A 22,185-nucleotide genomic window follows, 5' to 3' on the forward strand; every position below is an offset into this window, starting at 1 on the left:
AGAACCAGCTCGATCCTTGCATGTTCCTGGACGTCGCCCGGGCGAGCCGGATCAGCGGAAACATCGCCTGCCCTGTTGCCTGTCCGCCCCATCCCGACCATATTGCGCCCATGACAAAAAAGCCCTTCCGCCTCACGCCCTACCAGGTGCAGTTCCTGATCGTCGTCGGCTTCCTCTCCGTCGGCTATGCCAGTTACCTGCGGTATCTCGGCATCGAGCTCTCGACAGTCGCACTTGCCTGCGACGCCGGCCTGCAGACTGCGATCTGCAAGGCGCGTTCGGTGGCGACCGTCCTGTTCAAGAATTCGGTGTTCGGCATCGTCGCGCTGGTGGTGGCAACGCTGAACCTGATGCGGCCGTCGATCGTGCTGCTCACCGTCGGCATCGTCGCCGCCGGCCTCGGCATCGTGCTCTACAATGTCGTGCTGTCGGGCCTTGCGATCGGCCTGTTCATTCTCGGATTTGCTCGGCCCGCGCCCGCCACAGCGTGAGGGCGAACAGGAGATAAATCGCGCAGGTCCACAGCGACTGCCAGTTGTCGCGGCCTTCGTTGACCAGCACATAGGCGGCCGACAGCGCCAGCACGCCCGCGAACACCGCTTCCGCGATCGGACGCTGGCCGATCTGCGGCCGGTTCAGCGTCAGCAGCGCGAACGGCACCACCGCCATCGTCAGCGCGGCGTAGGGAAAATCCTTGTAGCGCGGGTCGAACACGAAGCCGAGCGCAGTCGCGGCCGCGATCACCGCGGTCACCGCGAGCGTCAGGCCGAGCACGGCGGTCAGCTTCGACCATTTCCGGCCCTCGCGCGGGCCGAGCAGATCGAGGAAGGTCGGCAGGCTGCGGCCGATCACCATCGCCTGGGCGCAGAAGATCGGCGACAGGATGCCGGCGAGCAGCAGCGCGCCCCACAGCAGCCAGCCACCGATGCCGTAGCTCTCATAGTACATCTTGTCGATGCCGATTCCGAGCAGGATACCCGCCGTCGTCGCCGAGATGCCGACGCCGAGCCAGGCCGGGAAGCGCGGCGTCCAGGGCCGCCGGCGCAGCGTGATCAGCGCGACCGCGAACACCAGCACGCTGAGGCCCATGCCCGCGCCCATGTACCATTTCCAGTACGGGAAATTGCTGATCGGCTCGCCCGGCGGATATTTCAGGCTCCGGCGCACCGAGTCATACAGGCCCCAATAGCCGCCGACGGTGCCTTCCAGCTTGCGCTTCCACGGCTGGTCGTAGGACTCGATCAGATTGACGCGAAACTTGTGCGCCTTCGCAAGGCTCAGGATTTCCGAGACGACCCGCGCCTGGTTGGTGCGCGACGGCAGCGCGCCGTCGCGCATGCGGCCCTCGCTCGGCCAGCCGGTTTCGCCGATCAGGATCTCCTTGCCGGGAAACGCCACCGCCATGCGCTCGCGGATCTGTTCGACATGGGCGGAGGCGAATTTCGCCCTCACGGGAAAATCCTCCCAATACGGCAGGATGTGGATCGTGACGAAGTCGACGGCGTCATAGACCTCGCGGTTCTTCAGCCAGTACTCCCAGACATCGGCATAGGTGACGGGCACGCTGACCTGCGCCTTCACCGAGCGGATGATCGAGATGAGGTCCGCCGTCGTCATCTCGCCGCGCAGCAGCACCTCGTTGCCGACGATCACCGTGGAGATGACGTCGGGGAATTCCTTGGTGAGGCGCACGGCGAGCGTGGCCTGCTCGAAGTTCTTGGCGCGGTTGCTGGAGAGCCAGATGCCCTGCAGCACTTTCAGCCCGCCGACCTTGGCGGCGATCGCCGGCACCTGGTCGAGCCCGTTCTCCATCGAATAGGTGCGGACGCAGTCGGTGATTTGCTTGAGCTGGCGCAGGTCCTGCTCGATCTGGTCGGCCTCGATATGGGTCCATGCGTCCAGCGGCGACTGCTCGCCGCGGAACGGTGCGTAGGAGACGCACTGGACCTTGTCGGCGGGATCGATCGGGGCGCGCGCGAGCGTGATCGGTGTGGCAAGCCACCACCACACGGCGGCGATCGCACCCAGTGAAACGAGCAGAAGCGCCAGTGGCGTACGAAGAGAAATCGGTTCCGTCCTCCGCGAAGGGTCCGTCGATTACCTGCTCACACGCCTTCTGCCAAGGGGTAACAGGCGACCGACCCGCTCCCCACCCTGCCGAATTTCGCTGCGGCCGTTCGGCCGTGGTCTAGGATCGTGACTTTGCTGGACAAAATTCGAAATACAGGTCATGGGATTCGACGGGAATTTTCCGCCGCATTGGAGACCCATTTGGACGCCATCAGCTAGCGCGTCCGCGAGGTCTCGGCGCGGACGGTCAGCGGATATATTGGGGAATTCATGCGGCAACGGGTGTTCGAGTTACGAAATGCGGTCCTGCGGCAGTTCGCCGCCACCTTGGCCGTCTCCTCCTTGCTCGTTCTGATCGGTGTCGGCGGAGCCACCGCCCAGAGCGGCACACCGGCCCCTGACCAGGGCAAGGCCGCCACCCAGCCGGCCGACGCTGCCGCCAAGGATGCCGCCCAGAACCAGCGCCGTACCGACGAATTCGCGGAAGCTGCCCAGGTCATCAACGGTCCGGCCGGCAACCCCGAATGCGTCTGGCTCGGCCGGCGTGTGGTGCGGCTGATGTGGCGCGACGACCTCGACACTGCGTTCCGCCATCTCGACCTCTACGACCGCTTCGGCTGTCCCGGCGGCCACATCCAGGCCGCCTTCCGCTGCCTGACCCGGTTCGGCGCCCAGATTGATCCCAAGGTGGCCGAGACCCTGGACAGCCGTGTGCACGCATGCTGGATCAACCCGGCCGCCCAGCCGCAGCAGGCGGCTGCCGCGGCCCCTCAGCCGGCTGCACCGGCGGCGGCTAATTCGCCGGCGCCGCAGCCGGCCGCGAGCCCCTCGCCTGCGGCAAGCCCGTCCCCGGCGCCCCCGAAATAGCCGCGATCGTTTCAGCTGTCGTTCAGGAACGATCGGCCATAGACGCGGTTGGCACCGCCGCGCGTCGTTCGAAAAAGGCCATGCCCTCATAAGGACATGAGGCCATGACAGTTGTGAAACCGCGCGGCGGAGATATGCTCCCTTTGCCGCGGACTCGGTCGGATCTCGGGGTCGGATCCGCTTCCCTGCCACCTCAGCCCCTTTTGGTTTAGCCGCGATGCGCGTTGTCGCCGCCGTTCTGTTGCTCGTGTCTGCACTCCACGCAGGGCTATGGGGGGTCTTGCGCGACAAGGAACCCGCGCCTGATTTCAAGGGCCTCCTGCCCAGCGTCTCCTACGCGCCGTTCGAAGGCTCGGCGCACCCCGACATCGACAACATCCCGACCGTCGAGAAAATCCGCGCCGACCTGAAGACGCTGTCGACCATGACGCGCGCGATCCGTCTCTATTCGTCCACGGGCGGCGTGGAACTGGTGCCGCCGATCGCCGCCGAGTTCGGCCTCAAGGTCACCGTCGGCGCCTGGATCGACAAGGACAAGGATCGCAACGAGCGCGAGATCAAGGCCGCCATCGACCTCGCCCGCAAGAACAGCAATGTCGTCGGCGTCGTCGTCGGCAACGAGGTGATCTACCGCGGCGAGCAGAAGGTCGAAGACCTCATCGACATGATCAAGAAAGTGAAGGGCGCGGTCCGCGTGCCCGTCACCACCGGCGAGATCTGGAACATCTGGCGCGACAATCCCGACCTTGCCTCCAGCGTCGATTTCATCGCCGCCCACGTGCTGCCCTACTGGGAAAACTTCCGCTCCGACCAGGCGGTCGACCAGGCCGTCGACCGCTACAACCTGCTGCGCAACCTGTTCCCCGGCAAGCGCATCGTGATCGCCGAGTTCGGCTGGCCGAGCCAGGGCTACAACCTGCGCAATGCCGATCCCGGCCCGTTCCAGCAGGCGCTGATCCTGCGCGACTTCGTCACCCGCGCTGAAGCACTCGGCATGGACTACAACATCGTCGAAGCGATCGATCAGCCCTGGAAATTCTTCGAAGGCGGCGTCGGTCCCTACTGGGGCATCCTCAACGCCAGCCGCGAGCCGAAATTCGCCTGGACCGGCCCGGTGGAGAACCCCGACTATTGGAAGCTGATGGGCATCGCGCTGCTGGTCGGCGTCCTGCTGTCGCTGCCGATTCTGCGGATCCAGAAAGCCACCGCGAAGCAGGCCTTCCTGCTGTCAGCGACCGCCAACGGCGTCGGCGCCTGGGCCGCGACCGTGTTCGCGTTCTGGAACAGCCACTACTTCATCTTCGGCTCGGCCTTCGCGCTGACGCTCGGCATGATCCTTCTTGTTCCCCTCGTTCTCATTGCGATGGCGCGCATCGACGAGATCGCCGCGGTCGCGTTTGGCCGGCCGCCGCAGCGGCTGCTCAGCAAGGGCAAGCCGGTCGCGAACGTGCCCGAGAACTACTATCCGAAGGTCTCGATCCACATCCCCGCTTATTTCGAGCCGGTCGACATGCTCAAGCAGACGCTGGATGCGCTGTCGATGCTGAACTATCCGAACTACGAATGCGTGGTCATCATCAACAACACGCCGGATCCCGCCTTCTGGCAGCCGATCCAGGACCATTGCCGCGCCCTCGGTGAACGCTTCAAATTCATCAACGCCGAGAAAGTGCAGGGCTTCAAGGCCGGCGCGCTGCGCATTGCCATGGACCGCACCGCCGCCGATGCCGAGATCATCGGCATCCTCGATGCCGACTATGTCGTCGAGCCCGACTGGCTGAAGGACCTCGTGCCTGCTTTCGCCGACCCGCGCGTCGGCCTCGTGCAGGCGCCGCAGGAGCATCGCGACGGCGATCTGTCGATCATGCACTACATCATGAACGGCGAATATGCCGGCTTCTTCGACATCGGCATGGTCCAGCGCAACGAGGCCAACGCCATCATCGTGCACGGCACGATGTGCCTGATCCGCCGCGCCGCGATGGACATGGCCGGCGGCTGGTCGAGCGACACGATCTGCGAGGACTCGGATCTCGGCCTTGCGATCCAGGAGCTCGGCTGGGTCACGCATTACACCAACACCCGATACGGCGCGGGCCTGTTGCCCGACACCTACGAGGCCTTCAAGAAGCAGCGGCACCGCTGGGCCTATGGCGGCCTCCAGATCGTCAAGAAGCACTGGCGCCGCTTCCTGCCGGGTGCGAGCCGGCTGACGCCCGACCAGAAGCGCGAATACGGCCTCGGCTGGCTGAACTGGCTCGGCGCCGAAAGCCTCGGCGTGGTCGTGGCGCTGCTCAACCTCGTCTGGGTGCCGATCGTCGCCTTCGCCGACATTGCCATTCCCGACAAGATCCTGACGCTGCCGATCATCGGCGCCTTCGTCGTCTCGCTGGCGCACTTCCTGTCGATGTACCGCGCCCGCGTCGCGATCAAGCCGGGCCAGATGCTGGGCGCGATGATCGCGGCGATGAGCGTGCAGTGGACGGTGTCGCGCGCGGTCGCGCAGGGCCTGATCACCGAGCACATCGCCTTCGCCCGCACCTCCAAGGGCGGTCTCAGCCGGATGTCGATCGAGTTCCAGGCGTTCTGGGAAGCCGTGATCGGCTCCCTGCTCTTGATCGGCGCCGGCGTGCTGGTCGCCTCCAACAGCTTCCGGCAGATCACCGAGATCTACATCTTCGCCGGCGTGCTGGTGCTGCAGAGCCTGCCGTTCCTGGCCGCGGTCGCCATCGCCATCCTCGAGCTCAGCCGCATCAACTCGTTCCAGTTCTGGCGCGACAGCGCGATCCGCACCGCCGAGCTGATCGGCCTCCGCCCGGTCGCCCTGCCCCCCGTCGGCGCGCCGCAAACTGTGCCGAGCGAGGTGCGGCGGGAGACGAACTGACGGGCAGGAGGCCATCCTCGCTGTTGGGCGTGGATGGCGGCCGGCCAATCAGGTTGAGATTCCCGGCCTAACCAGCGGAAGCAGCGAGCGAATCCCCGCTCCTGCCATGAACTTCGGCAACCACCCGCACTATTGACCTCCGCAGCCACTCCCCCTACACAGCGCGGGCCGAGAGTATGATCCGGAAACGGCCGGTTTTTCCCCGCGACGCAAGCATAAGAAGCGCAGCGGCAAGACATGCTTCTCGAATGTCCGACCACGATGGCGATCTCATTCGAAGCCATCAGCGGCCATGGGAGCGCGTAGCTCAGCCGGTAGAGCACGTGACTTTTAATCACGGGGTCCTGGGTTCGAGCCCCAGCGCGCTCACCAAATTAGCTAACAAATTCAAACAGATACCGAATCACTCCGATCTGCTACTCGATTGCTACACAACTCTTGTAGCACCTGTGTAGCAGTGGCCGTCACCCGATCACCCGATAGCTCTTGGCCCGCTTCCGCCTCGCCCCCCGGCGCGGCCTTGCCCCGGTTCAGCGCCCGCATGATCCCGATGCGTGCGAACAAGATCGGCCAGTTCGGGCCGAGGTTCTTAAACTATCTTTGCGCTGGCGCAAAAAGTCAGCTGATACGATCAGGCAAGGTGCCCCAGGGCAAAATCCTTCTTTGGAAGGCCTCGATGCCGGGCTACCGACTTTATATTCTGGATGAGAGCGGGCACATCGTGGACCGTCTCGATCTGAGCTGTCCAAACGACGAGGCGGCGAAGTTTCGCGGCGGGCAGCTGGCGAAATGTCAAAGCGCTGAGCTTTGGCTGCTTGGTAGACGGGTGGCAAGCTTCAAGGTTCGCTGCCAACCGTATCAGGGCGACGGCGTAGGGCCGTGAGGAAACGGCTGGCATTGCTGCTGGCGTGTGTCCGCTGTGGGACACCGTAGTTCTCCTAAGTCAGAACAGGCCTCGAACAAAACGAGTATCTACCGCCTCGGACGACCCTCCCTCGGCTCTCCAACCCTCCCGACGATGGGGCGATCAATGAAGGACATGCGGACCCAAGCGGAGAAGCTACGCACCGATGCGGCCGAATGCGCTCTGATCCGCGATCTCGCGACGGACACAAAGAAGCGCGACCTGTTCACGCGGTTGGCCGACCATCTCAACGCATTGGCGGCGGAGGTTGAACGGGCAATAGAACAGTCGGAAGGTAGAGACCCTGCCACGCAATGATCCAGCGCCGGGTTAAGGATCGGCGCCGGATCAGAGCTTGCCAGTAAGGGTTATCCGGGTGTGCGAGGCCGGACATTACATCTTTAGTTAAGGCCTCTTAAGCAAGCTTTACCCAATCTCCGCACGGCCGCGAGCCGCACTGGGAAATTTCCCAATAGGAAGGGGACGGCGCCGTCGGCTTTGATCCGTCACTTCTTTTGTTAAGCTCTTGGAAAACGACATGCTCCGCCTTCGCGCGCTCGACCCTGACGATTACATCGTGTTTGAAGACGGTCAGATGATCGGCCGCATCCGGCTTGCTCGCGAGCGGTCACCAGAGCTCTGGCTGTGGACCGTGGTCGTTTCCGTGCCGGGTGCACGGTCTGGCAATGCCGAGAATATGGAGCAAGCCAAGTCGAAGTTTGAGACCGCCTGGGAAGCGCTCAAGAGCGAGCACGGATCGGAGCAGATCGCAAGGGCGTTCGAGCAGATGAATGTGGTCAACCGGATGGGACGGTTTGAGCGATGATCAGCGCGGCGCGGAGGTGCGGCCGGATTTTTCGAACACGCCAAGGTCATCCGACATGATCGAAACTTCGACCCACGTTGCATTGGGATGCTTAATCGTCGTGACCTTGTATGGACCTCAAGCCTAGCTCTTATCCGTCCCGCTCACCGCCGCTCATCTCTTTCGTTGGGCAACTCCGGAACGTCATCAAACATTGCTACGGTGCGCTCCATTTCCGCAATGCAGGTTGCGAGCGCAACGCGATAAGGCTCAAGGCTCCTGCTATCCTTGACCCAATCGGCTGCCTGCAATTGCTTCAGAGTTCTGATCGGATCGATCAAGGTTTCATGGACGGCTTCGCCATAGGTGGCGGCATCGGCCCAACGCCCTGAGATTGGCCATGCAAGTGCTGGCGGGAATGCTGGCAGCGATGGCAGCGTTGATGCTCTATCTCAATTGGAAGACGCCCAGCAGAGAAGTGCGTCGCCCTCTTGTATTCGGGTTTGGATTTTCTTTCTGCTAGTGGCTTCTTTCATGTATGGCGTGGACGAAGCCCGATCTGTAATTGCCGGACCAATCGTCAATGTCTACAAGCTTCAGCTGAAGAGCGGTGAAACAAGACAGGCTGCGATCTTTCGGACTTTCGAAAAGGCGTCTTGATTTGGAGGAGCGATATCAAAACTGCTGAGCTACTCCGCTGGGAGCAGTTAGATTCAATGAGCCGCGTTGTGGCTTTTGATCGCGTGCCACTGATTTGTCGGCACCTCCAGCTATTCTGCGAGCAGCGCACCGACCCCTAACAAGCGGCTTTGCTTCCCTCTTACTCTTCATCAAGGTGCATTGCTGCCCACGGCAGACCGCCGTCACCGCGAACAACAGCCATGGTTTTGAATCCGGAAAGCGTTCGGCCGTGGTGAACGCCCCCGACGCCCAGAAGTCCATCAGCTCGTCGCTGTGGGCTTCCCAGTCCTCCAATGGGAAAAGCCGCAGCGTGGTTCCAGCCCCCACTGCGGCCATTCCCGACAAAAATAGAATCTGGTACTTAAATCGCGCCGGTGTTCTCTTCATAGAACACCCCGTTCCGAAAATGGATTCCGTATAACTACCGGAGTGCGATGTTCTACGCATTGCCGCCCGGATGCGAATGTGGCACGGCTCGGCTTCCAGCCCCCAAATGCTCCCGGCTGCCGATTCAATTGCGGATCAGAGCGCCGGGAGTGCCGGGACGGGCGAGATGAGGTGGCGGTCTAGAGTCCCGTCTCGCAAAAAAGAGAAATCTGCCGACGCTGCAAGTCAACGGGTCCGTTGTCGCCGCTCAAGTCGCGTGCGCGCCAGGCTGCGCGCGCCTACTTTCGCGCAACGCCAGCGATGCACAAGGCGCCATCAGCTGAAGCCGCGCTGACAATCCGGCAGAAACGCGGCTCGCGTGTCATCGGAATTCGATTCTGACTCTCAGCGCTTCGGCTGGCTTACCGCCATCGCCTCGCATCTGCGGCTGTTCCAACGGTCCTCCCCCAAAAGCCAGGAGACAACCCGCCGGAAACGTGTAGCATTCAGGAAAACCGGAGGGACATCATGTTTGAAATCAACGGTTTCGACACGGCGGGCGTCGTCAGTCTCAAGCGGCTGTCACTCGCCGCCGCCCTCAAGAAGGCCAAGGAGCTTGTTCAGGACGGCTGCCGGGACGTTCGGGTCGTTGATCCCAGCGGCCGCGTCTATACTTCGTTCGACGAGCAGGCCGCCTAAAGCGCGATGCGATCAGGATGAATCGTCATCGCGCTTTAGGTTGTCGTTTAAGCACGATCTCCGCGCAAACGGGTTCCGCGTTTGTCGCGAAGGAAAACCGCTGCGCACTTTTCCGGATCATGCTTTAGTTCCGAGCGATCGCCGGCGCCTGTCGCCGCTATCCGCCTCGGCCGACGTTCGACGAGGCATTGTCGAGCCAGCGCCGTGTTGCTTCGTCACTCCAGCCCGGGACCGCGAAGCGCGCCGGCGGTGTCGTATTCGTGCGTGGCCGGTCCACCGCAAGTGGGCGTGCGCGCGGGCGATGCACTGTTGCTGCGTCTGCGGCGGTGCACAGCACCAGCAACAGAGCCACGAGACCCAAGGCAAAAAGAGAGCGCATCGCGTCAGCTCCCATCGTGCAAGCGTTCCGTCATGTGTTGCACCTGTCGGTTCACCACAATCGACCGCGCCTTCACAAGCAGGCGAGACGAGCGCGGGGGGCTCTTGCGGCGGCGCCGGCAATCGTCAACGCGCGCACGCGATGCCATTGCCAGTCTGTTCGTTTGGGCGCAGGCTCTTTCCAGGCGCTTCAGACGCCGCACGGGAGAGACACATGAAGGAACCGGGCCTGGATGGTCGCCATCGCGACAAGGACGGTCAGATCAGCAAGAAGCACGGCAACGCGCTGGTCGGCACATTGCGCAAGATCTACGGAAAGGGTTTTGCGGCCGGCTATCCCGATGCGGCGCAGCTCAGCGAGGTCCTGGCCCACCTGAACGAGACATCGCTGAGCCAGCTGCGTCGCGATCACGACACCGGGCATCTGGGGCACAAGATCGATCACGCCTTGAAGTGAGGCCTCGCGGTCAGAGCAGCCCTCGAAGGCGCGCATCCAGCACCAGTTACTGGCGTTCCTCGTACTTGTTGCAGCGGCCATCGCCCTGTTGGACCCGGCTGAGCTCCTGAAACGGCGGATCACAACGCAGGAGCGTGTACACCCTGTAAGAGGGCGGCGGGACGCGCCAGCAGAGATTCTGACCCGCTGGGATCTTGTACGTGTCCCCGTTCGCCAGCGTATAGCTGCACGAGGCGTCCGGGCCGCTCACCTTCCCCTCGGCGTGGGCCTGGGTCAGCGAAGCCAACGCGAGGAACATCACCAACACTCTGCGCATCTTGTCCTCCGCACTTCTGATCGCACACCAGTCGAACTGGGATGCGGACATCGCTTGAGCAAGACACAGATTCCTGAAAAGCACGTCGGGCAGTCAAGCCTCACCCAGCACGCTTTAAATCAGGAAACCAGGCCGGGCGCGGAGATGAACGATCTTCCGATCTTCAGCTTTCCGGCGCTGAAACCGTCGCCGGCACACTCAGCGGCGCCCCTCCCACCGAAACCGGCCCCAGGGGCTTCGACGGCCGCACCAGCCGTTTGCGCATCGCTGCAGATAGTCCGTAGCGGGCATTCGCGCGCCGGATGGAGGAGGTGACGTCCGACATCATCACATTCTGCAGCGAGTCGACCTTCGCGATCAGCGTGGACAGCTGCGAAGATATCTTCTTCACATCGACCCGTTCGTCCGTGATGCTCTGCCGCAGCGACAGCAGCACCAGCGAGTCCTGCTGCAGCAGGGCTGCATTTTGCTGCAAGGCGTGGTTGTTCGCCTGCAGCGAATCCGTGTGTTGCTGCTGGGCGGATTGAATGTCCTTCAAGGCAGCGACGACCGGATCCGGTTCTGGCGCAGGCGCTTCCCGGCGCGGGAGCAGCTCAGCCAGGCTGCCGACATTCAGCGACGGCAAACCGGACGACGACGTATAGACGGCCGCCGCGCCGTTGATGGCGAGGGCACACACCGCCAGCAGCAGGAGCGGTTTCCGGCCGGACCGCTTGATCGGCACCGGAGCTTCCGGGGCTGCGGGGTCGTGCGCGGCTGCGGCTGCAAGCGCGACCGCGTCGAGTTCTTCGGCGAAGCTTGGCGTTTCCAAGGACGTGGTCATCTGCATTGACCCCAATGAGCGAGCAACAGGACGCCGTCGCCGGAACGTCCTCGTGACGGCTCCTGTACGCAGCACCCATCTCCAACTGTCTAAAATTGTGGGCTTTTTGGATTAATTCCACGTTAGCGGCCTGGCCTGCTGACGGGCCCCGACATCCCCGACAGATTGCGGAGTCTGCGCTACGCAGTCACTCCGGACCGCCGAACAGGCGGGTCCGCAGCAGGAGCTTCCCTCTCGCGGATTTTCCGAAGTTGGCATCATGCCACTGTTTTGCCCGACAGGTCAAACGGGCTTTTTGCGCCTGATTGCAGAAGACATTGCGGCAGAAGCACTTAGCTACTGTGCATGGGGTTGTTTTCGCGTTTCTTGCAGCTCACCCCTCATCCAGCACCTCGAACAGCTCCTCCACCCGCTCGAACGGCGCGGCGCGCATCGGACTGTGATGGACCACCCGATCGCCGTCGCGTTGCAGCGACTTGCCTCTCGATTTCCGCAATCGGCCCGGCAGGAATGTCGCTGCCACCGCCTCGGGACCGACGTCGAGGCGGATGATGCCTCTGCGCTTGCACTCGATCCTGAGCTTCGCTGCGGCGAAGAAATCGCGCGCCACCTTCGGCAGGGGTCCGAAGCGGCGGGAGGTCTCCTCCTCGAGGTCGTCGAGATCGTCCTCGCTGCTGCATCGTGCGGCGCGCGCATAGAGTTCGAGCCGCACCGGCTCGGATTGCACGTAGGTCTCGGGGAGCATGTCTCCGACCGGGAGGTTGAGGTCGGGCACCCACACCGCGGCGCGCTCGTCGGCCTTCTCCGAGGCCATCTTCAGGAGATGGCTGTAGAGCACCGGCCCGAACACCTGGACGTGACCGGACTGCTGCTCCGAGAACAAATCGCCCGCGCCCCTGAGATCGAGATCGCGCTCGCTGATGGCAAAACCTGCGCCGGGCCGGCTGAACTCCTCGAGCGCCGCCAGCCGCTTGGCGGACTGCCCGGATTCCGTCTCGGTCAACAGATGGGCGAAGGCGCGGATGCCGCTGCGGCCGACGCGTCCGCGCAGCTGATGCAGTTGGGCAAGGCCGAACTTTTCCGGCCAGCACACCACGATGGTGTTGGCGCGGGGAATGTCGAGGCCGCTCTCGACGATGTTGGTCGCGAGCAGGACGTCGGCCCCGCCCTCGACGAAGCTCATCATGCGGTCGTCGATCTCGTCGGCAGGCAGTTTGCCGTGCAGACAGACGATGCGCAGATCCGGCGCCACCGCCTGCACCCGCGCCAGCATCGGATCGAGATCATGGATGCGCGGACAGATCAAAAAACTCTGCCCATGGCGACGCTGCTCGCGCAGCAGCGCGGAGGCGATGGCGGCATCCGACAGCGGCGCGATCCTGGTCGCGACCGGAAGCCGGTGCACCGGCGGCGAGGCGATCACGCTGAGGTCGCGGAAGCCGGCAAGCCCGGCGGCCAGCGTCCGCGGGATCGGTGTCGCGCTCATCATCAGCACGTGGACGTTCTTGGCGAGGCCGGCGAGCTTGGCCTTCTCGGCCGCGCCAAAATGCTGCTCCTCGTCGATGATGACGAGGCCGAGATCGTCGAACTTGACGTCCTTGCCCGTGAGCGCCTGGGTGCCGACCACGACCTTGATCCGGCCGCTGCGCAGGCCCTCCCTGGTCTCTCGCAGCTCCGCGCCGGCCGTGGCCCGCGACAGGTTTCCCACCTCGATGTCGAACGGCGCAAAGCGCTTCTGGAACGTTGCCACGTGCTGCCGGGCCAGCACCGTCGTCGGCACCGCGATCGCCACCTGCTTGCCTGACAGCACCACTGCCGCGGCTGCCCGCAGCGCAACCTCGGTCTTGCCGAAGCCGACATCGCCGCAAATCACCCGGTCCATCGGATGACCGGATGCAAGATCATCCAGCACGTCGCTGATCGCCTGGGCCTGGCCGATCGTCGTGAAGTAGGGGAAACGCGCGACGAACTTCTCGTAGGCCGATCCCGGCGGCACCAGCTTTTCGGCGCGCCGCCGCCGGCGCTGGCTGATGTGCTTGGCGAGCACCTTGCCGGCAAGCTGGATCTCGCGCTCGGCCTCGCCGCGGCGGGCCCACCATGTGCTGCCGTCCGCCTTGTCGAGCGCGAGCTTGCCGAGCTCGGCTGCATAGGGCCACATCAAGGCGAGATCGGGCGGCGGCACCAGAACCGCATTGTCGCCCGCGAACTTGAGGCGGATCATCTCGCGCATGGCGCCGCCGCCGGTGTTGACGGTCTGCAGGCCGTCGAGCACGGCAAGGCCGCGCTGGAGGTGGACGACCACCGTGCCCTGCTCGGGCACATCGGCATGCTCGAAGGCCGCGCTCCAGGCGCGCGCCATCGGCTGCGGATGATGCGCGCGGCTGCCGAGCACGTCGGACGCCGTCACCACGACCAGGGGCTTCTTCCCCGGCACGACGAAGCCGGCATCGAGATCGGCCAGCAGCGCCGCCTCGCCGCCCCGCCCGCGCACCGCCTCCTCCCAGTCGTCGCAGCGCTCCGTCTTGACGCCGCTCATCCGCTCCATCACGCGCAGATCGTCCTCGTGCGCGGCGACGAGGATTAGTCGCGATCCGCCGCGGCGTGTCTCCTCGACAAAGCCACGCAGCGCCTTCCTGGAGGACGTCAGCTTCGAAAACTCCGGGATGTGCGGGAAGGGCGCCGTCCGCGGCAGCACCTTCATGCCCTTGGAGAGCTGCTTCCAGTCGCGCCGTGCGAGATATTCACGCTCCCGCTCCGCCCGGCCAGCGGCCTCCTCGATCGTGTCCAGCCAGGCGTCGGCATGCAACGGGACGCCGGCATCCGCGATCCATTTGGCGCCCCCGCAATAGTCGAACAGGCTCGCGCGCTTGCCGCGTTTGCCGGCAAGGCCGAGCCGCTCCGACATGGGATCGACGAGCAGCTCGTTGGTCTCGAAGATGATCCTGTGCTCGTTCGGATCGAACGCCACGATCCGTTTGATCGCATGGTCCGAATGCTCGATCCGGAACGGCCCCAGCGCGCCTGCGGGAAATATCTCGAAGGTCTGCCCGTGGAATAGCGCCCCGCCCGGAAAGTCCGGCTCGTCGTCGAGATCGTATCCCAGGGCTTGAAGGAGGCTCTCGAGGTCCCGCTCGGAGAACGTGCCGCCCACCTTCAAGCTCAGGCTCAGGCGCGACAGGCTCGCTGGCGGCGGCAGGCGCTCCATCACCGCTTCCGCGGTCGAGACGAGAAACGGCGGCTTCTTGGATTTTGCAAGGCGCCTCAGCACCGAGGCTCTGCGCCCTGCGAGCTCGTGCGACGGCTCGAGCTGATCGAACGGCAAGGTGTTCAATCGCGGAAACACCAGCACCTCGCAGGACGGGTCGAACGCGTGAATGACGCTGCCCAGCCGCTCCGCCCTGTTCTCGCTCTCGGCGAGAAAGACGATCCCACTGCGCCCGGACTGCTTCCATTGTGCAAGCAGATGAAGAGCCATCATGCCGACAGGCGACGAAGACGAGATCGTGGCGCGCTGCGATCCTTTGCTCTTCTTCGACGCCTTCTTGGCGACCCTCGCCTTCTTGGAAAGCCTCACTTGAACCCGCTTCTGGTCTTAGACTGTAGCCAACTGAATGCGAGCCGCCCTCATGTCGAATCGGCAACTCGCCGCCATGCATATGGGATTTGCCCTGCGAACGCACCCCTCATGGCAACGTTCAAGGCGGCGCCGCGATCCCGATAATCTTGCTGTTGGTCGGCCTGCAGCGCGGAACTCATGCGGCCCGAGATCAGCATCGCTCGATGCAAGCGTTGCGGCGATTGAAGACGTCGTGCGCGCATGGAGCCACGAAAAAGCCCCAGCGCTTGGAGCCACACTGGGGCGTTTCGTTCGACATGAATAGGTTAAGCAATGACGCCTTCATAGCAGCGGTTTCGCCGCGCGCTTGTGAACTGGTTCACACACTAGCAAACGACCTCAGCGCGAGAGGCCCTGAGGTCGCCAACCTTTGTGGGTAAGGTTTTCTCGCGGCCCGAGGGCTTTGGGGCTTGGGGATGGGCCGTGAGCCAGGATTCGACGCGCGCCGTGCAGAGTCGTTCCAAAGCCGGCCGATCGGAGGACCAATGTACGGCGGCGCTCCAACCAGGCCGGAACGGGGTACCTCATCGCCGGGTTTGAGCGCGCACGCGCCGCGCGTTAGGATGCCCGCTTTGACGGAGGCTCATTTGAAGTCATTCATTTTCATCGGCGCCATCGCACTGCTTGCGACGGCCGCCCACGCACAGACGCTGGTCGATCCCAACAAGGTTGCTCCCGAATACCGCGAGGCAGCCGAGAAGCGCCGCGCCGAGCAGTTGCGCCAGCGTGAATGCGCGCTGAAGGCCGATCTCGAGAAGGTGCTGCCCAGGGATCGCACCGCTTTTCTCAACCATTGCTTGGAGACGATGGCGGCCAAGCAGTAACGGCAGCCGGCGTCTTGGCGCGATGCGCGCAAGGTCCGCGGTCATTTGCCGGGCATGCGATCAGCGGGACGAGAAGACTGGCTCAGCTGCGCCGCCGCTTCCTTGGAAACAGGCGGTCGCGGATGTAGCGCGAGGTCGGCGTCAGGCGGATGCCGCGGGGCTTCTGCCAGGCAGCGCGGTCGATCTCCTTCTTGTCGCCGATCGCCAGCCTGCCCTTAGCGGACTTGGCAATGAAGATCGCATCGCTCATCTTGCGGCCGGAGCGCTTGTTCCTGGCCTTCACTTCCTTCCAGAGGCTGATCCTGCCGAGCTTGAGCTTGGGCAGCTCCTCCTTGATCTCCCGCCGCAGGCAGTCCTTCTCCGACTCGCGCGCACGTTTGCGGCCGCCCGGGAACATCCAGAGGCCATCTGACCGGCGTCTGACCAACAATACCTTGCCGCGCCTAGCGGCAACCAGCTTGGAAGACTTCGCCATTGCTGCCGTAATCGAAAAACAGAATCGGGCCGATCGTAACTTGTCTAGTCGAACAGACAAGTTCGCCGCGCGTTTTGATCACAGGCCGCGAGCCATCGAGTCCTGCCGCGGCACGGCCGGCAGAGATCAGCCCTTGCCCGCCTCCGCGCGGTCCTCGGTCTTGATCCAGGCCACCATCATTTCCCAGGCTACCGACAGGATGATCGGCCCGATGAATAGACCGACGATGCCGTGGGCCAGCGTGCCGCCGATCACGCCGACGAAGATCACGATGGTCGGGGTGGTCAGGCCCCGCCCCATGACGAGCGGCTTCAACATGGTGTCGATGAAGCCGACGAGGACGAAAAACACGGTGAGCAGCAACGCCGTGGTGACGTCCTTGGCGGTCCATATCCAGATGATCACCGGCAGCAGCACGAGGAAGGCACCGATCTGCACGATCGAGAGCAGCAGCACGATGAAGGCGAGAAGGCCCGCGCTCGGCACCGAAGCGAGCTTGAAGCCGATGCCGGCGAGCAGCGCCTGCACGATCGCGACGCCGATCACCCCCTGCGCCACGGCGCGGATGGTCGCGCCCGCAAGCCCCAGGAAATGCTCGCTCTGCTCCGGCACGACGCGAAACAGGAAGCCGCGGCCGGCCGCAACCAGCCTCGGCCCGTGCGGAAACAGGAAGCCGGCCACGAACACGGAGACGAGAAATTGGAGCGTGCCGACACCGGCATCTCCGGCAAGCGAGAGCAGCGGGCCCGCCAGCGGCTGGAGATACGGAGCCACCTCGCGTACCACCGCCCGGACGTTGTTGTAGGCCTGGTCCCATAGCTCGAAGAGCCAGGGGCCGACGAGCGGCCACGATTTGAGCTGCTCCGGCGCCGACTGGAGCACGAGGTCGCCGGTGCCGAGCTGGTGCGCCAGTTCGCGCACGCCATCCACCGCGCTGATGCCGAGCCAGGTCGCCGGGCCGATGACGATACCCAGCGTGATCAGGGTCAGGATTACTGCTGCGGTTTTGGGCCGGCCGCCCAGAATCTTGGCGACCCAGCTGAACGCCGGATAGAACGCGACCGCCAGCACGCCGCTCCAGGCCAGGATCGGCACGAACGGACGAATGATCAGGAAAGTCCAGATGATCAGCAGGCCAAGCAGGCCGAGCCGGATCACGAGCTGGATGATGTCCTCTCCCGTCAGCAACTGACGGAGGCTTTTCACGGGCACAGCTTTCCTTGCGGCATGAACGCAACTTCCGGCGCTTGCACGGCCCGGCCGTTATTGCCAGCAACGCATCCGGCGTCAAGACGACTGGAACTGACCACGCCCGCGCTCAGGAACCTTCGGGCCATTGCTCGTTCCGAGACGATGACGCCCCGTCCTGGCCTGCGCCCCAGCCCGGCTTTGCTAACGCCCGTTAACCGGATTTTCCAGCGCCGGTTTACGCAGCTGCAAACGGTGGTGACTACCGTGGCTCGAGGTCACCGAAACACCTTCTGTGCAATGGCCAACAGCATCTGGACGATCGAAGAGTTCACCTGTGCGGGTTGCGCATGAACTACACCGCGACCAGAGAGGAGCACAGCGAGGCACACACCGGCAGTTTCAAATGCGGCATCTGCAGCGGTGTCGTGCACGCCTGGTCGGGCAAGCATCATTTCTTCGGCTGGCAAGCCGTGAAGACGAGGCCGCCGGTGTTCGGGAAGCGCTGGTCGGGCGTCGAGTGGTAGGCCGCCCGCGGCATCGCAGGATCGGCCGAATTGCACCGGCGCCGTTTGCACTCCGTTCACCGGTCGCCGCTAGATCAGGTTGGATTCTCCGCGCCGAACCCCAATTATGGCCGACCTCAACGCTGTCCTGACCAGGCTCAACGACCGTCTGCTCCGCCTCGAGGGCGAGCTGTTCGTGCTGCGCTCGCTGGCGCGCGCGACGCTGACGGCCGGCGACGACCATGCGGCCCGCATGCGCAAGCTGGTCGAGGCTGCGAAGGTCGCGCTCGACGACGAGGCCAAGCGCCCTCTCGACAAGCCGACGCGCAAATATGTCGATGCGGCAACCGCACTGGTGGAGGAGCTGCTGGTCGAGCCGACCCCTGCGCGGCCGCTGTTCACGGTCATCGACGGCGGCCGTCGCGACTGAGCGACAGGCGCGCTCCCCCGGCGAACGGTCAGCGCCCATACATGCCGCGACCATGCGCGACGCAGACCTCTAGATCGCCCTGGAATTCTCGGCCTTGAGCCGGCTGAGCCCCGCCTCGATGATCGCGATCTCCTCGTTGATCTGACCGATCGGCAGGCTGAAATCATAGCCGGCCCTGCTCTTCAGATCGACCGCGAGCCGCTGCCTGTGCATCATCAGCTCGTCGAGTCCGCGGCGGTTTTTCAGACGCACATAGGCGTCGACAATCTGCTCGATTGCGCTCGGCATGAAATCTGTCCCGTCGAAAAGGCCCGGCTGCGCGCCCATGCCGGCAGACGTTTTCAGTGTCGCGGTACGCAATACAAATCCGCGACGGATTCGTCGATACGCCAAGCTGGTTGAGATCGTGTTACCGCCGGACGATTTCGTGATGCGTGGCCTGAAAAGGCCGCCGGCGATCACGCCGACGGCCTAGGCCGGGTTCGAAAATGGATGCGGGTTGAAATGTAGCCAGCCCCGGTCGGGGCACATTATCAGCCGACCGAGGATATCTTTGTTAAAATCGAAACACAGGAACCGCTTGTCGGCCACTTATCGTCCGACCGTGGCGGCGCGGCAACGCTAGTCCGTGACGCAAAAATGAGTGCGCCGACGGCTCGCGCCCGGCGCATTGTTGATAACCCACGCAAACGCGGCGCGGGTGGTGACAGGGCGTGCGGACGTGTTATCGGGGGATAACGCAGTTGCGAAACGGATCGGACACCCATGCGCATTACCCTCGTCGGCTCCCGCCATTTCGGCGTGACCACCCTGAACATGCTCCGGGAGCACAGCGTCTCGGTCGTCCGGGTGGTGGTCGCCGATGCCGAGGATCGCCTCGCCGCGACCGCCAGGGCCGCCGGCATCGAGGTCGTGGTCCAGGCCAATCCGAAGCTGGTGGTGGCGTCCGAGATTGCCCCCGACACCGATCTGATCATCACCGCGCACAGCCACGCCCGGATCGGCAGGGACGCGCTCGCCGCCGCCAAGCTCGGCGGGATCGGTTATCACCCCTCGTTGCTGCCGCGCCATCGCGGCAAGGCCGCCGTGGAATGGACCATCAAGGAAGGCGATCCGATCGCCGGCGGCACGATCTATCATCTCGCCGATCGCATGGACGCTGGCGCCATCGCCGCCCAGGATTGGTGCTTCGTGAAGAAGGGCGAAACCGCACGGGAGCTTTGGGAGCGCGCGCTGGCGCCGCTCGGGCTCAAGCTGCTGGCCGATGTGATCGACTACGCCAAGGTTCACAAGGCGCTGCCCGCCAAAGCGCAGGACGAGCAGTTCGCGACCTCCGCGCCGAGTCTCTCCTGACGTTTACCCTTAACGTGAACCCGCGTTGATTCTGCTTCGAAAACCGGAGTCGGAATCCCAAATAAACCATTGTGCCAACAGGAACAATTTTCGATTTGGCAACGCAACAAATTTCCGTCACATTTCGCCCGAATAAGCGTCAGCATATCAGACAAATTCAAGGACGGAATTTATGCGTTTCGGTCGCATCGCGGTGTTCTGTGCCGCTTCAGTTTTCGCTGGTACCCTCGCCGCCCCTGCCTTTGCCCAGAGCCCCTATGACGGCAATTGGCAGGTCACCATCGTGACCAAGAGCGGCTCGTGCGAGCCGACCGCGAGTTCCATGCTGACGGTTGCCGACGGCAAGATCACTGCGCCCGGCGCTAACGTTTCCGGCACCATCGGCCGCGAGGGACTTGTGAAAGTTTCGATCAATGGTGCATATGCCAACGGTCAACTCAACGGCAACGCCGGATCGGGGAAGTGGAATGGAGCATCAGCAGGCATACCGTGCAGCGGGCGCTGGGAAGCATCGCGCCTTTAAACCAACGCAGGTTCGTGCCCGGAACCGGCGGCTGCTGATCGCAGCCGCCGTATTGTTTGCGGCCGCAGTCGCCAATTCCGAAAGCAATGCGCAGTCCGGGCCGTTTGCTCCGATGGCGGGAAGCTGGAGCGGCGGCGGCACCGTCAGCCTCGAGGACGGATCGACAGAACGCATCCGCTGCCGGGCCAAATACGCTCCGGTCGGCCCCACAATGGAAATGACGCTGACCTGCGCCAGCGATGCCTACAAGTTCATCCTCTCCGCCAACGTTCAGTCGGCGGGTGGTGCCATTTCGGGAAGCTGGAGCGAGGCCAGCCGCAACATCTCTGGCTCGCTCCAGGGCCGCGGTGGCGGCGGAAACTTCGAGGTGGTCGCCTCTGCCGCCGGCTTCAACGCCAACATCGCGCTGAGGACGCACGGCAACAAGCAGACCGTCACGATGCGCGCGGACAGCCAGTTCCGCGGCGCCAACATCTCGATGTCGCGCTAAGGCGGACCACAATTATCACAATCGGCCCGGCGGACTCGCCGGGTCTTTTTTTATGCGCTCGGCACGAACGCCGTGACCTCGATCTCGACCTTGGCCCGGTCGTCCACGAGGCCGCCGATATACAGCAACGTCGAGGGCGGGAAATTGCGTCCGAGCGTTTCCTTCCAGGCCGCACCGATGCCGGCACCGGCCGCTTCATATTCGCTGCGGCTGGTCAGGTACCAGGTCAGGCGGACGATGTGCTCGGGGCCGGCGCCGGCCTCGCCCAGGAGCTTGACGATCCGCTTCAGCGCCGTCGCGACCTGCGTTGCCATGTCGGGCGCGTAATTGCCGGCCTCGTCGCCGCCGGTCTGGCCGGCCAGAACCACCCAGCGTCCGGGACCGTCGACCACGACGCCATGGGAAAAGCCGCGCGGTTTTTTCCACTCGGCCGGCTGCAAGATATGCATGAGCGACACTCTCCCTATCTTCTCGTTGCTTGAGATGCCTAGCACGACCCCCTGCATCGCTGCATCCGCAGATTTGGCCGTTGCAAACGCCGGCGATGTCGCCGATACCGACCGTCCTTCCGGTTTCCATCCCCAGCATCCTGCCCCGATGAGCACGACACCGTCCAAAACGATGGCTGCACTGTGGATGGCCGGCTGGCTATCGCTGATGCTGGTCATGGCGGTTGCCGGGCGCGAGACCACGCGCGAGCTGAACGTCTTTCAAATCATGGAAGTGAGATCGCTGGTCGGCTTCTTATTGCTCTCGCCGATCATCTACCGCGCCGGTGGCTTGAAGGTGTTCAAGACATCGCGCCTGCCGCAGCATGTCGGCCGCAACCTGGTGCACTATGTCGCCCAGCTCGGCTGGTTCTTCGCGCTGACGCTGATTCCGATCGGCCAAGTGGTGGCAATCGAGTTCACAATGCCGATCTGGACGGCAATCCTCGCGGCCAGCTTCCTGTCCGAGCGGATGACGCCATGGAAGATCGCCGCCATCGCGCTCGGACTCGTCGGGGTGATCGTCATCGTCCGACCGGCGACGGGGGAGATCAATCCGGGCCAGCTCATCGCGCTCGGGGCCGCCATGGGATTTGGCGTCTCGATGGCACTGGTCAAATCGCTGACCCGCACTGAAAGCGCGCTCTCGATCCTGTTCTGGATGCTGGTGGTGCAATCCGCCGCAGGCTTCATTCCGACGCTGTTCGTCTGGACCTGGCCGTCGGTCTATGTCTGGGCCTGGGTCGGCGTGATCGCTGTCTGCGGCACATTTTCACATTATTGCCTCGCCAGCGCGATGCGCTACGCCGACGCGACGATCGTGGTCCCGATGGACTTCCTGCGGGTTCCACTGACCGCGGCCGCCGGCTGGCTACTGTATTCCGAGCGGCTCGACGCCTGGACCGTGCTCGGCGCGGCGCTGATCCTGGTCGGCAATCTCCTGAATCTGAAGCCCGCCTCGCCCGTTGCCGCTCGCGCGCAGTGAACCTCTCGCCGCCTCGCGCGACAAAACGAAGTAGCCGTGTGATCTGGATCACGTTGG

The 22,185-nt window shown here is 63.9% G+C and carries 23 protein-coding genes, 1 tRNA gene and 1 pseudogene; 16 read left to right on the forward strand and 9 right to left on the reverse strand.

Features of this window, described 5'->3' with window-relative positions:
* Positions 1-110: 110 nt before the first annotated feature.
* Positions 111-491 carry a hypothetical protein gene (locus tag ABIG06_RS31845; protein ID WP_124158252.1) on the forward strand — a complete coding sequence of 127 codons (381 nt, stop codon included), beginning with the start codon at positions 111-113 and terminating at the stop codon, positions 489-491.
* Here the strand turns inward: ABIG06_RS31845 and ABIG06_RS31850 are convergent.
* Positions 451-2,010: a beta-(1-6) glucans synthase gene (locus ABIG06_RS31850; protein ID WP_370139915.1), complete on the reverse strand. Its 1,560-nt coding sequence runs from the start codon at positions 2,008-2,010 to the stop codon at positions 451-453. The genes ABIG06_RS31845 and ABIG06_RS31850 overlap by 41 nt on opposite strands.
* Before the next feature lie 330 nt (positions 2,011-2,340).
* On the opposite strand from ABIG06_RS31850, the gene ABIG06_RS31855 reads away from it, so the two are divergent.
* The 6 genes from ABIG06_RS31855 to ABIG06_RS31880 all read left to right on the forward strand — a co-directional run bounded on the left by ABIG06_RS31855 (position 2,341) and on the right by ABIG06_RS31880 (position 7,551).
* Complete coding sequence (locus ABIG06_RS31855; protein ID WP_124158250.1) at positions 2,341-2,937, forward strand: beta-1-3, beta-1-6-glucan biosynthesis protein; 597 nt, start codon at positions 2,341-2,343, stop codon at positions 2,935-2,937.
* A 217-nt stretch (positions 2,938-3,154) separates the two neighbouring features.
* On the forward strand, positions 3,155-5,821 hold the full coding sequence (locus ABIG06_RS31860; RefSeq protein WP_370139916.1) for a glycosyltransferase: 2,667 nt from the start codon (positions 3,155-3,157) through the stop codon (positions 5,819-5,821).
* A 296-nt stretch (positions 5,822-6,117) separates the two neighbouring features.
* Positions 6,118-6,193 (forward strand) — tRNA-Lys (locus ABIG06_RS31865).
* Between the two features lie 169 nt (positions 6,194-6,362).
* A complete protein-coding gene (locus ABIG06_RS31870; protein ID WP_370139941.1) occupies positions 6,363-6,704 on the forward strand; it encodes a hypothetical protein in 342 nt (113 codons plus the stop codon).
* Between the two features lie 147 nt (positions 6,705-6,851).
* Positions 6,852-7,043 (forward strand): hypothetical protein, encoded by a 192-nt coding sequence (locus ABIG06_RS31875; RefSeq protein ID WP_124158247.1) that lies wholly within the window; start codon positions 6,852-6,854, stop codon positions 7,041-7,043.
* Between the two features lie 208 nt (positions 7,044-7,251).
* Positions 7,252-7,551, forward strand: a complete 300-nt coding sequence (locus ABIG06_RS31880) for a hypothetical protein (RefSeq protein WP_370139942.1) — start codon at positions 7,252-7,254, stop codon at positions 7,549-7,551.
* 143 nt (positions 7,552-7,694) lie between these two features.
* On the opposite strand, the gene ABIG06_RS31885 is transcribed toward ABIG06_RS31880, so the two are convergent.
* Positions 7,695-7,871 carry a hypothetical protein gene (locus ABIG06_RS31885; RefSeq protein ID WP_158626712.1) on the reverse strand — a complete coding sequence of 59 codons (177 nt, stop codon included), beginning with the start codon at positions 7,869-7,871 and terminating at the stop codon, positions 7,695-7,697.
* A gap of 1,234 nt (positions 7,872-9,105) precedes the next feature.
* Between ABIG06_RS31885 and ABIG06_RS31890 the strand changes: the two genes are divergently transcribed.
* Positions 9,106-9,276 (forward strand): hypothetical protein, encoded by a 171-nt coding sequence (locus ABIG06_RS31890; RefSeq protein ID WP_319334457.1) that lies wholly within the window; start codon positions 9,106-9,108, stop codon positions 9,274-9,276.
* A gap of 592 nt (positions 9,277-9,868) precedes the next feature.
* Complete coding sequence (locus ABIG06_RS31895; protein ID WP_124158245.1) at positions 9,869-10,111, forward strand: hypothetical protein; 243 nt, start codon at positions 9,869-9,871, stop codon at positions 10,109-10,111.
* 46 nt (positions 10,112-10,157) lie between these two features.
* Here ABIG06_RS31895 and ABIG06_RS31900 read toward each other — a convergent pair whose 3' ends face one another.
* The 3 genes from ABIG06_RS31900 to ABIG06_RS31910 form a co-directional block, all read right to left on the reverse strand.
* On the reverse strand, positions 10,158-10,427 hold the full coding sequence (locus tag ABIG06_RS31900; protein WP_370139943.1) for a hypothetical protein: 270 nt from the start codon (positions 10,425-10,427) through the stop codon (positions 10,158-10,160).
* 163 nt (positions 10,428-10,590) lie between these two features.
* Complete coding sequence (locus tag ABIG06_RS31905; RefSeq protein WP_199751285.1) at positions 10,591-11,256, reverse strand: hypothetical protein; 666 nt, start codon at positions 11,254-11,256, stop codon at positions 10,591-10,593.
* A 367-nt stretch (positions 11,257-11,623) separates the two neighbouring features.
* On the reverse strand, positions 11,624-14,728 hold the full coding sequence (locus ABIG06_RS31910; RefSeq protein WP_370140962.1) for a DEAD/DEAH box helicase: 3,105 nt from the start codon (positions 14,726-14,728) through the stop codon (positions 11,624-11,626).
* Positions 14,729-15,453: 725 nt separating this feature from the next.
* On the opposite strand from ABIG06_RS31910, the gene ABIG06_RS31915 reads away from it, so the two are divergent.
* The gene (locus ABIG06_RS31915) at positions 15,454-15,690 is read left to right on the forward strand and encodes a hypothetical protein (protein WP_124158243.1); all 237 of its coding nucleotides are present in this window, start codon (positions 15,454-15,456) and stop codon (positions 15,688-15,690) included.
* A gap of 82 nt (positions 15,691-15,772) precedes the next feature.
* Here the strand turns inward: ABIG06_RS31915 and ABIG06_RS31920 are convergent, their stop codons facing one another.
* Positions 15,773-16,165, reverse strand: a complete 393-nt coding sequence (locus ABIG06_RS31920; RefSeq protein ID WP_124158242.1) for an NUDIX hydrolase — start codon at positions 16,163-16,165, stop codon at positions 15,773-15,775.
* 126 nt (positions 16,166-16,291) lie between these two features.
* On the reverse strand, positions 16,292-17,371 hold the full coding sequence (locus tag ABIG06_RS31925; protein ID WP_370139944.1) for an AI-2E family transporter: 1,080 nt from the start codon (positions 17,369-17,371) through the stop codon (positions 16,292-16,294).
* Positions 17,372-17,653: 282 nt separating this feature from the next.
* On the opposite strand from ABIG06_RS31925, the pseudogene ABIG06_RS31930 reads away from it, so the two are divergent.
* Together ABIG06_RS31930 and ABIG06_RS31935 are read left to right on the forward strand one after the other, a co-directional pair.
* A pseudogene (locus tag ABIG06_RS31930) lies at positions 17,654-17,880 on the forward strand (hypothetical protein).
* 106 nt (positions 17,881-17,986) lie between these two features.
* Positions 17,987-18,289: a hypothetical protein gene (locus ABIG06_RS31935; protein ID WP_027575377.1), complete on the forward strand. Its 303-nt coding sequence runs from the start codon at positions 17,987-17,989 to the stop codon at positions 18,287-18,289.
* A 69-nt stretch (positions 18,290-18,358) separates the two neighbouring features.
* Here ABIG06_RS31935 and ABIG06_RS31940 read toward each other — a convergent pair whose 3' ends face one another.
* Positions 18,359-18,577, reverse strand: a complete 219-nt coding sequence (locus ABIG06_RS31940; RefSeq protein ID WP_124158348.1) for a hypothetical protein — start codon at positions 18,575-18,577, stop codon at positions 18,359-18,361.
* A 477-nt stretch (positions 18,578-19,054) separates the two neighbouring features.
* On the opposite strand from ABIG06_RS31940, the gene ABIG06_RS31945 reads away from it, so the two are divergent.
* The 3 genes from ABIG06_RS31945 to ABIG06_RS31955 all read left to right on the forward strand — a co-directional run bounded on the left by ABIG06_RS31945 (position 19,055) and on the right by ABIG06_RS31955 (position 20,655).
* On the forward strand, positions 19,055-19,642 hold the full coding sequence (locus tag ABIG06_RS31945) for a formyltransferase family protein (RefSeq protein ID WP_124158239.1): 588 nt from the start codon (positions 19,055-19,057) through the stop codon (positions 19,640-19,642).
* A 172-nt stretch (positions 19,643-19,814) separates the two neighbouring features.
* Positions 19,815-20,165: a hypothetical protein gene (locus tag ABIG06_RS31950; protein WP_124158238.1), complete on the forward strand. Its 351-nt coding sequence runs from the start codon at positions 19,815-19,817 to the stop codon at positions 20,163-20,165.
* Entirely contained in the window at positions 20,110-20,655 is a 546-nt protein-coding gene (locus ABIG06_RS31955; RefSeq protein WP_199751284.1) for a hypothetical protein, read from the forward strand. Before ABIG06_RS31950 ends, ABIG06_RS31955 begins: the two co-directional genes overlap by 56 nt.
* A 50-nt stretch (positions 20,656-20,705) precedes the next feature.
* On the opposite strand, the gene ABIG06_RS31960 is transcribed toward ABIG06_RS31955, so the two are convergent.
* The gene (locus ABIG06_RS31960; RefSeq protein ID WP_370139945.1) at positions 20,706-21,104 is read right to left on the reverse strand and encodes a RidA family protein; all 399 of its coding nucleotides are present in this window, start codon (positions 21,102-21,104) and stop codon (positions 20,706-20,708) included.
* A 148-nt stretch (positions 21,105-21,252) separates the two neighbouring features.
* On the opposite strand from ABIG06_RS31960, the gene ABIG06_RS31965 reads away from it, so the two are divergent.
* Positions 21,253-22,128 carry a DMT family transporter gene (locus tag ABIG06_RS31965; RefSeq protein ID WP_370139946.1) on the forward strand — a complete coding sequence of 292 codons (876 nt, stop codon included), beginning with the start codon at positions 21,253-21,255 and terminating at the stop codon, positions 22,126-22,128.
* Positions 22,129-22,185 lie beyond the last annotated feature (57 nt).

Origin of the sequence: Bradyrhizobium sp. USDA 326 (assembly GCF_049739485.1) — a bacterium.
GTDB lineage: Bacteria > Pseudomonadota > Alphaproteobacteria > Rhizobiales > Xanthobacteraceae > Bradyrhizobium.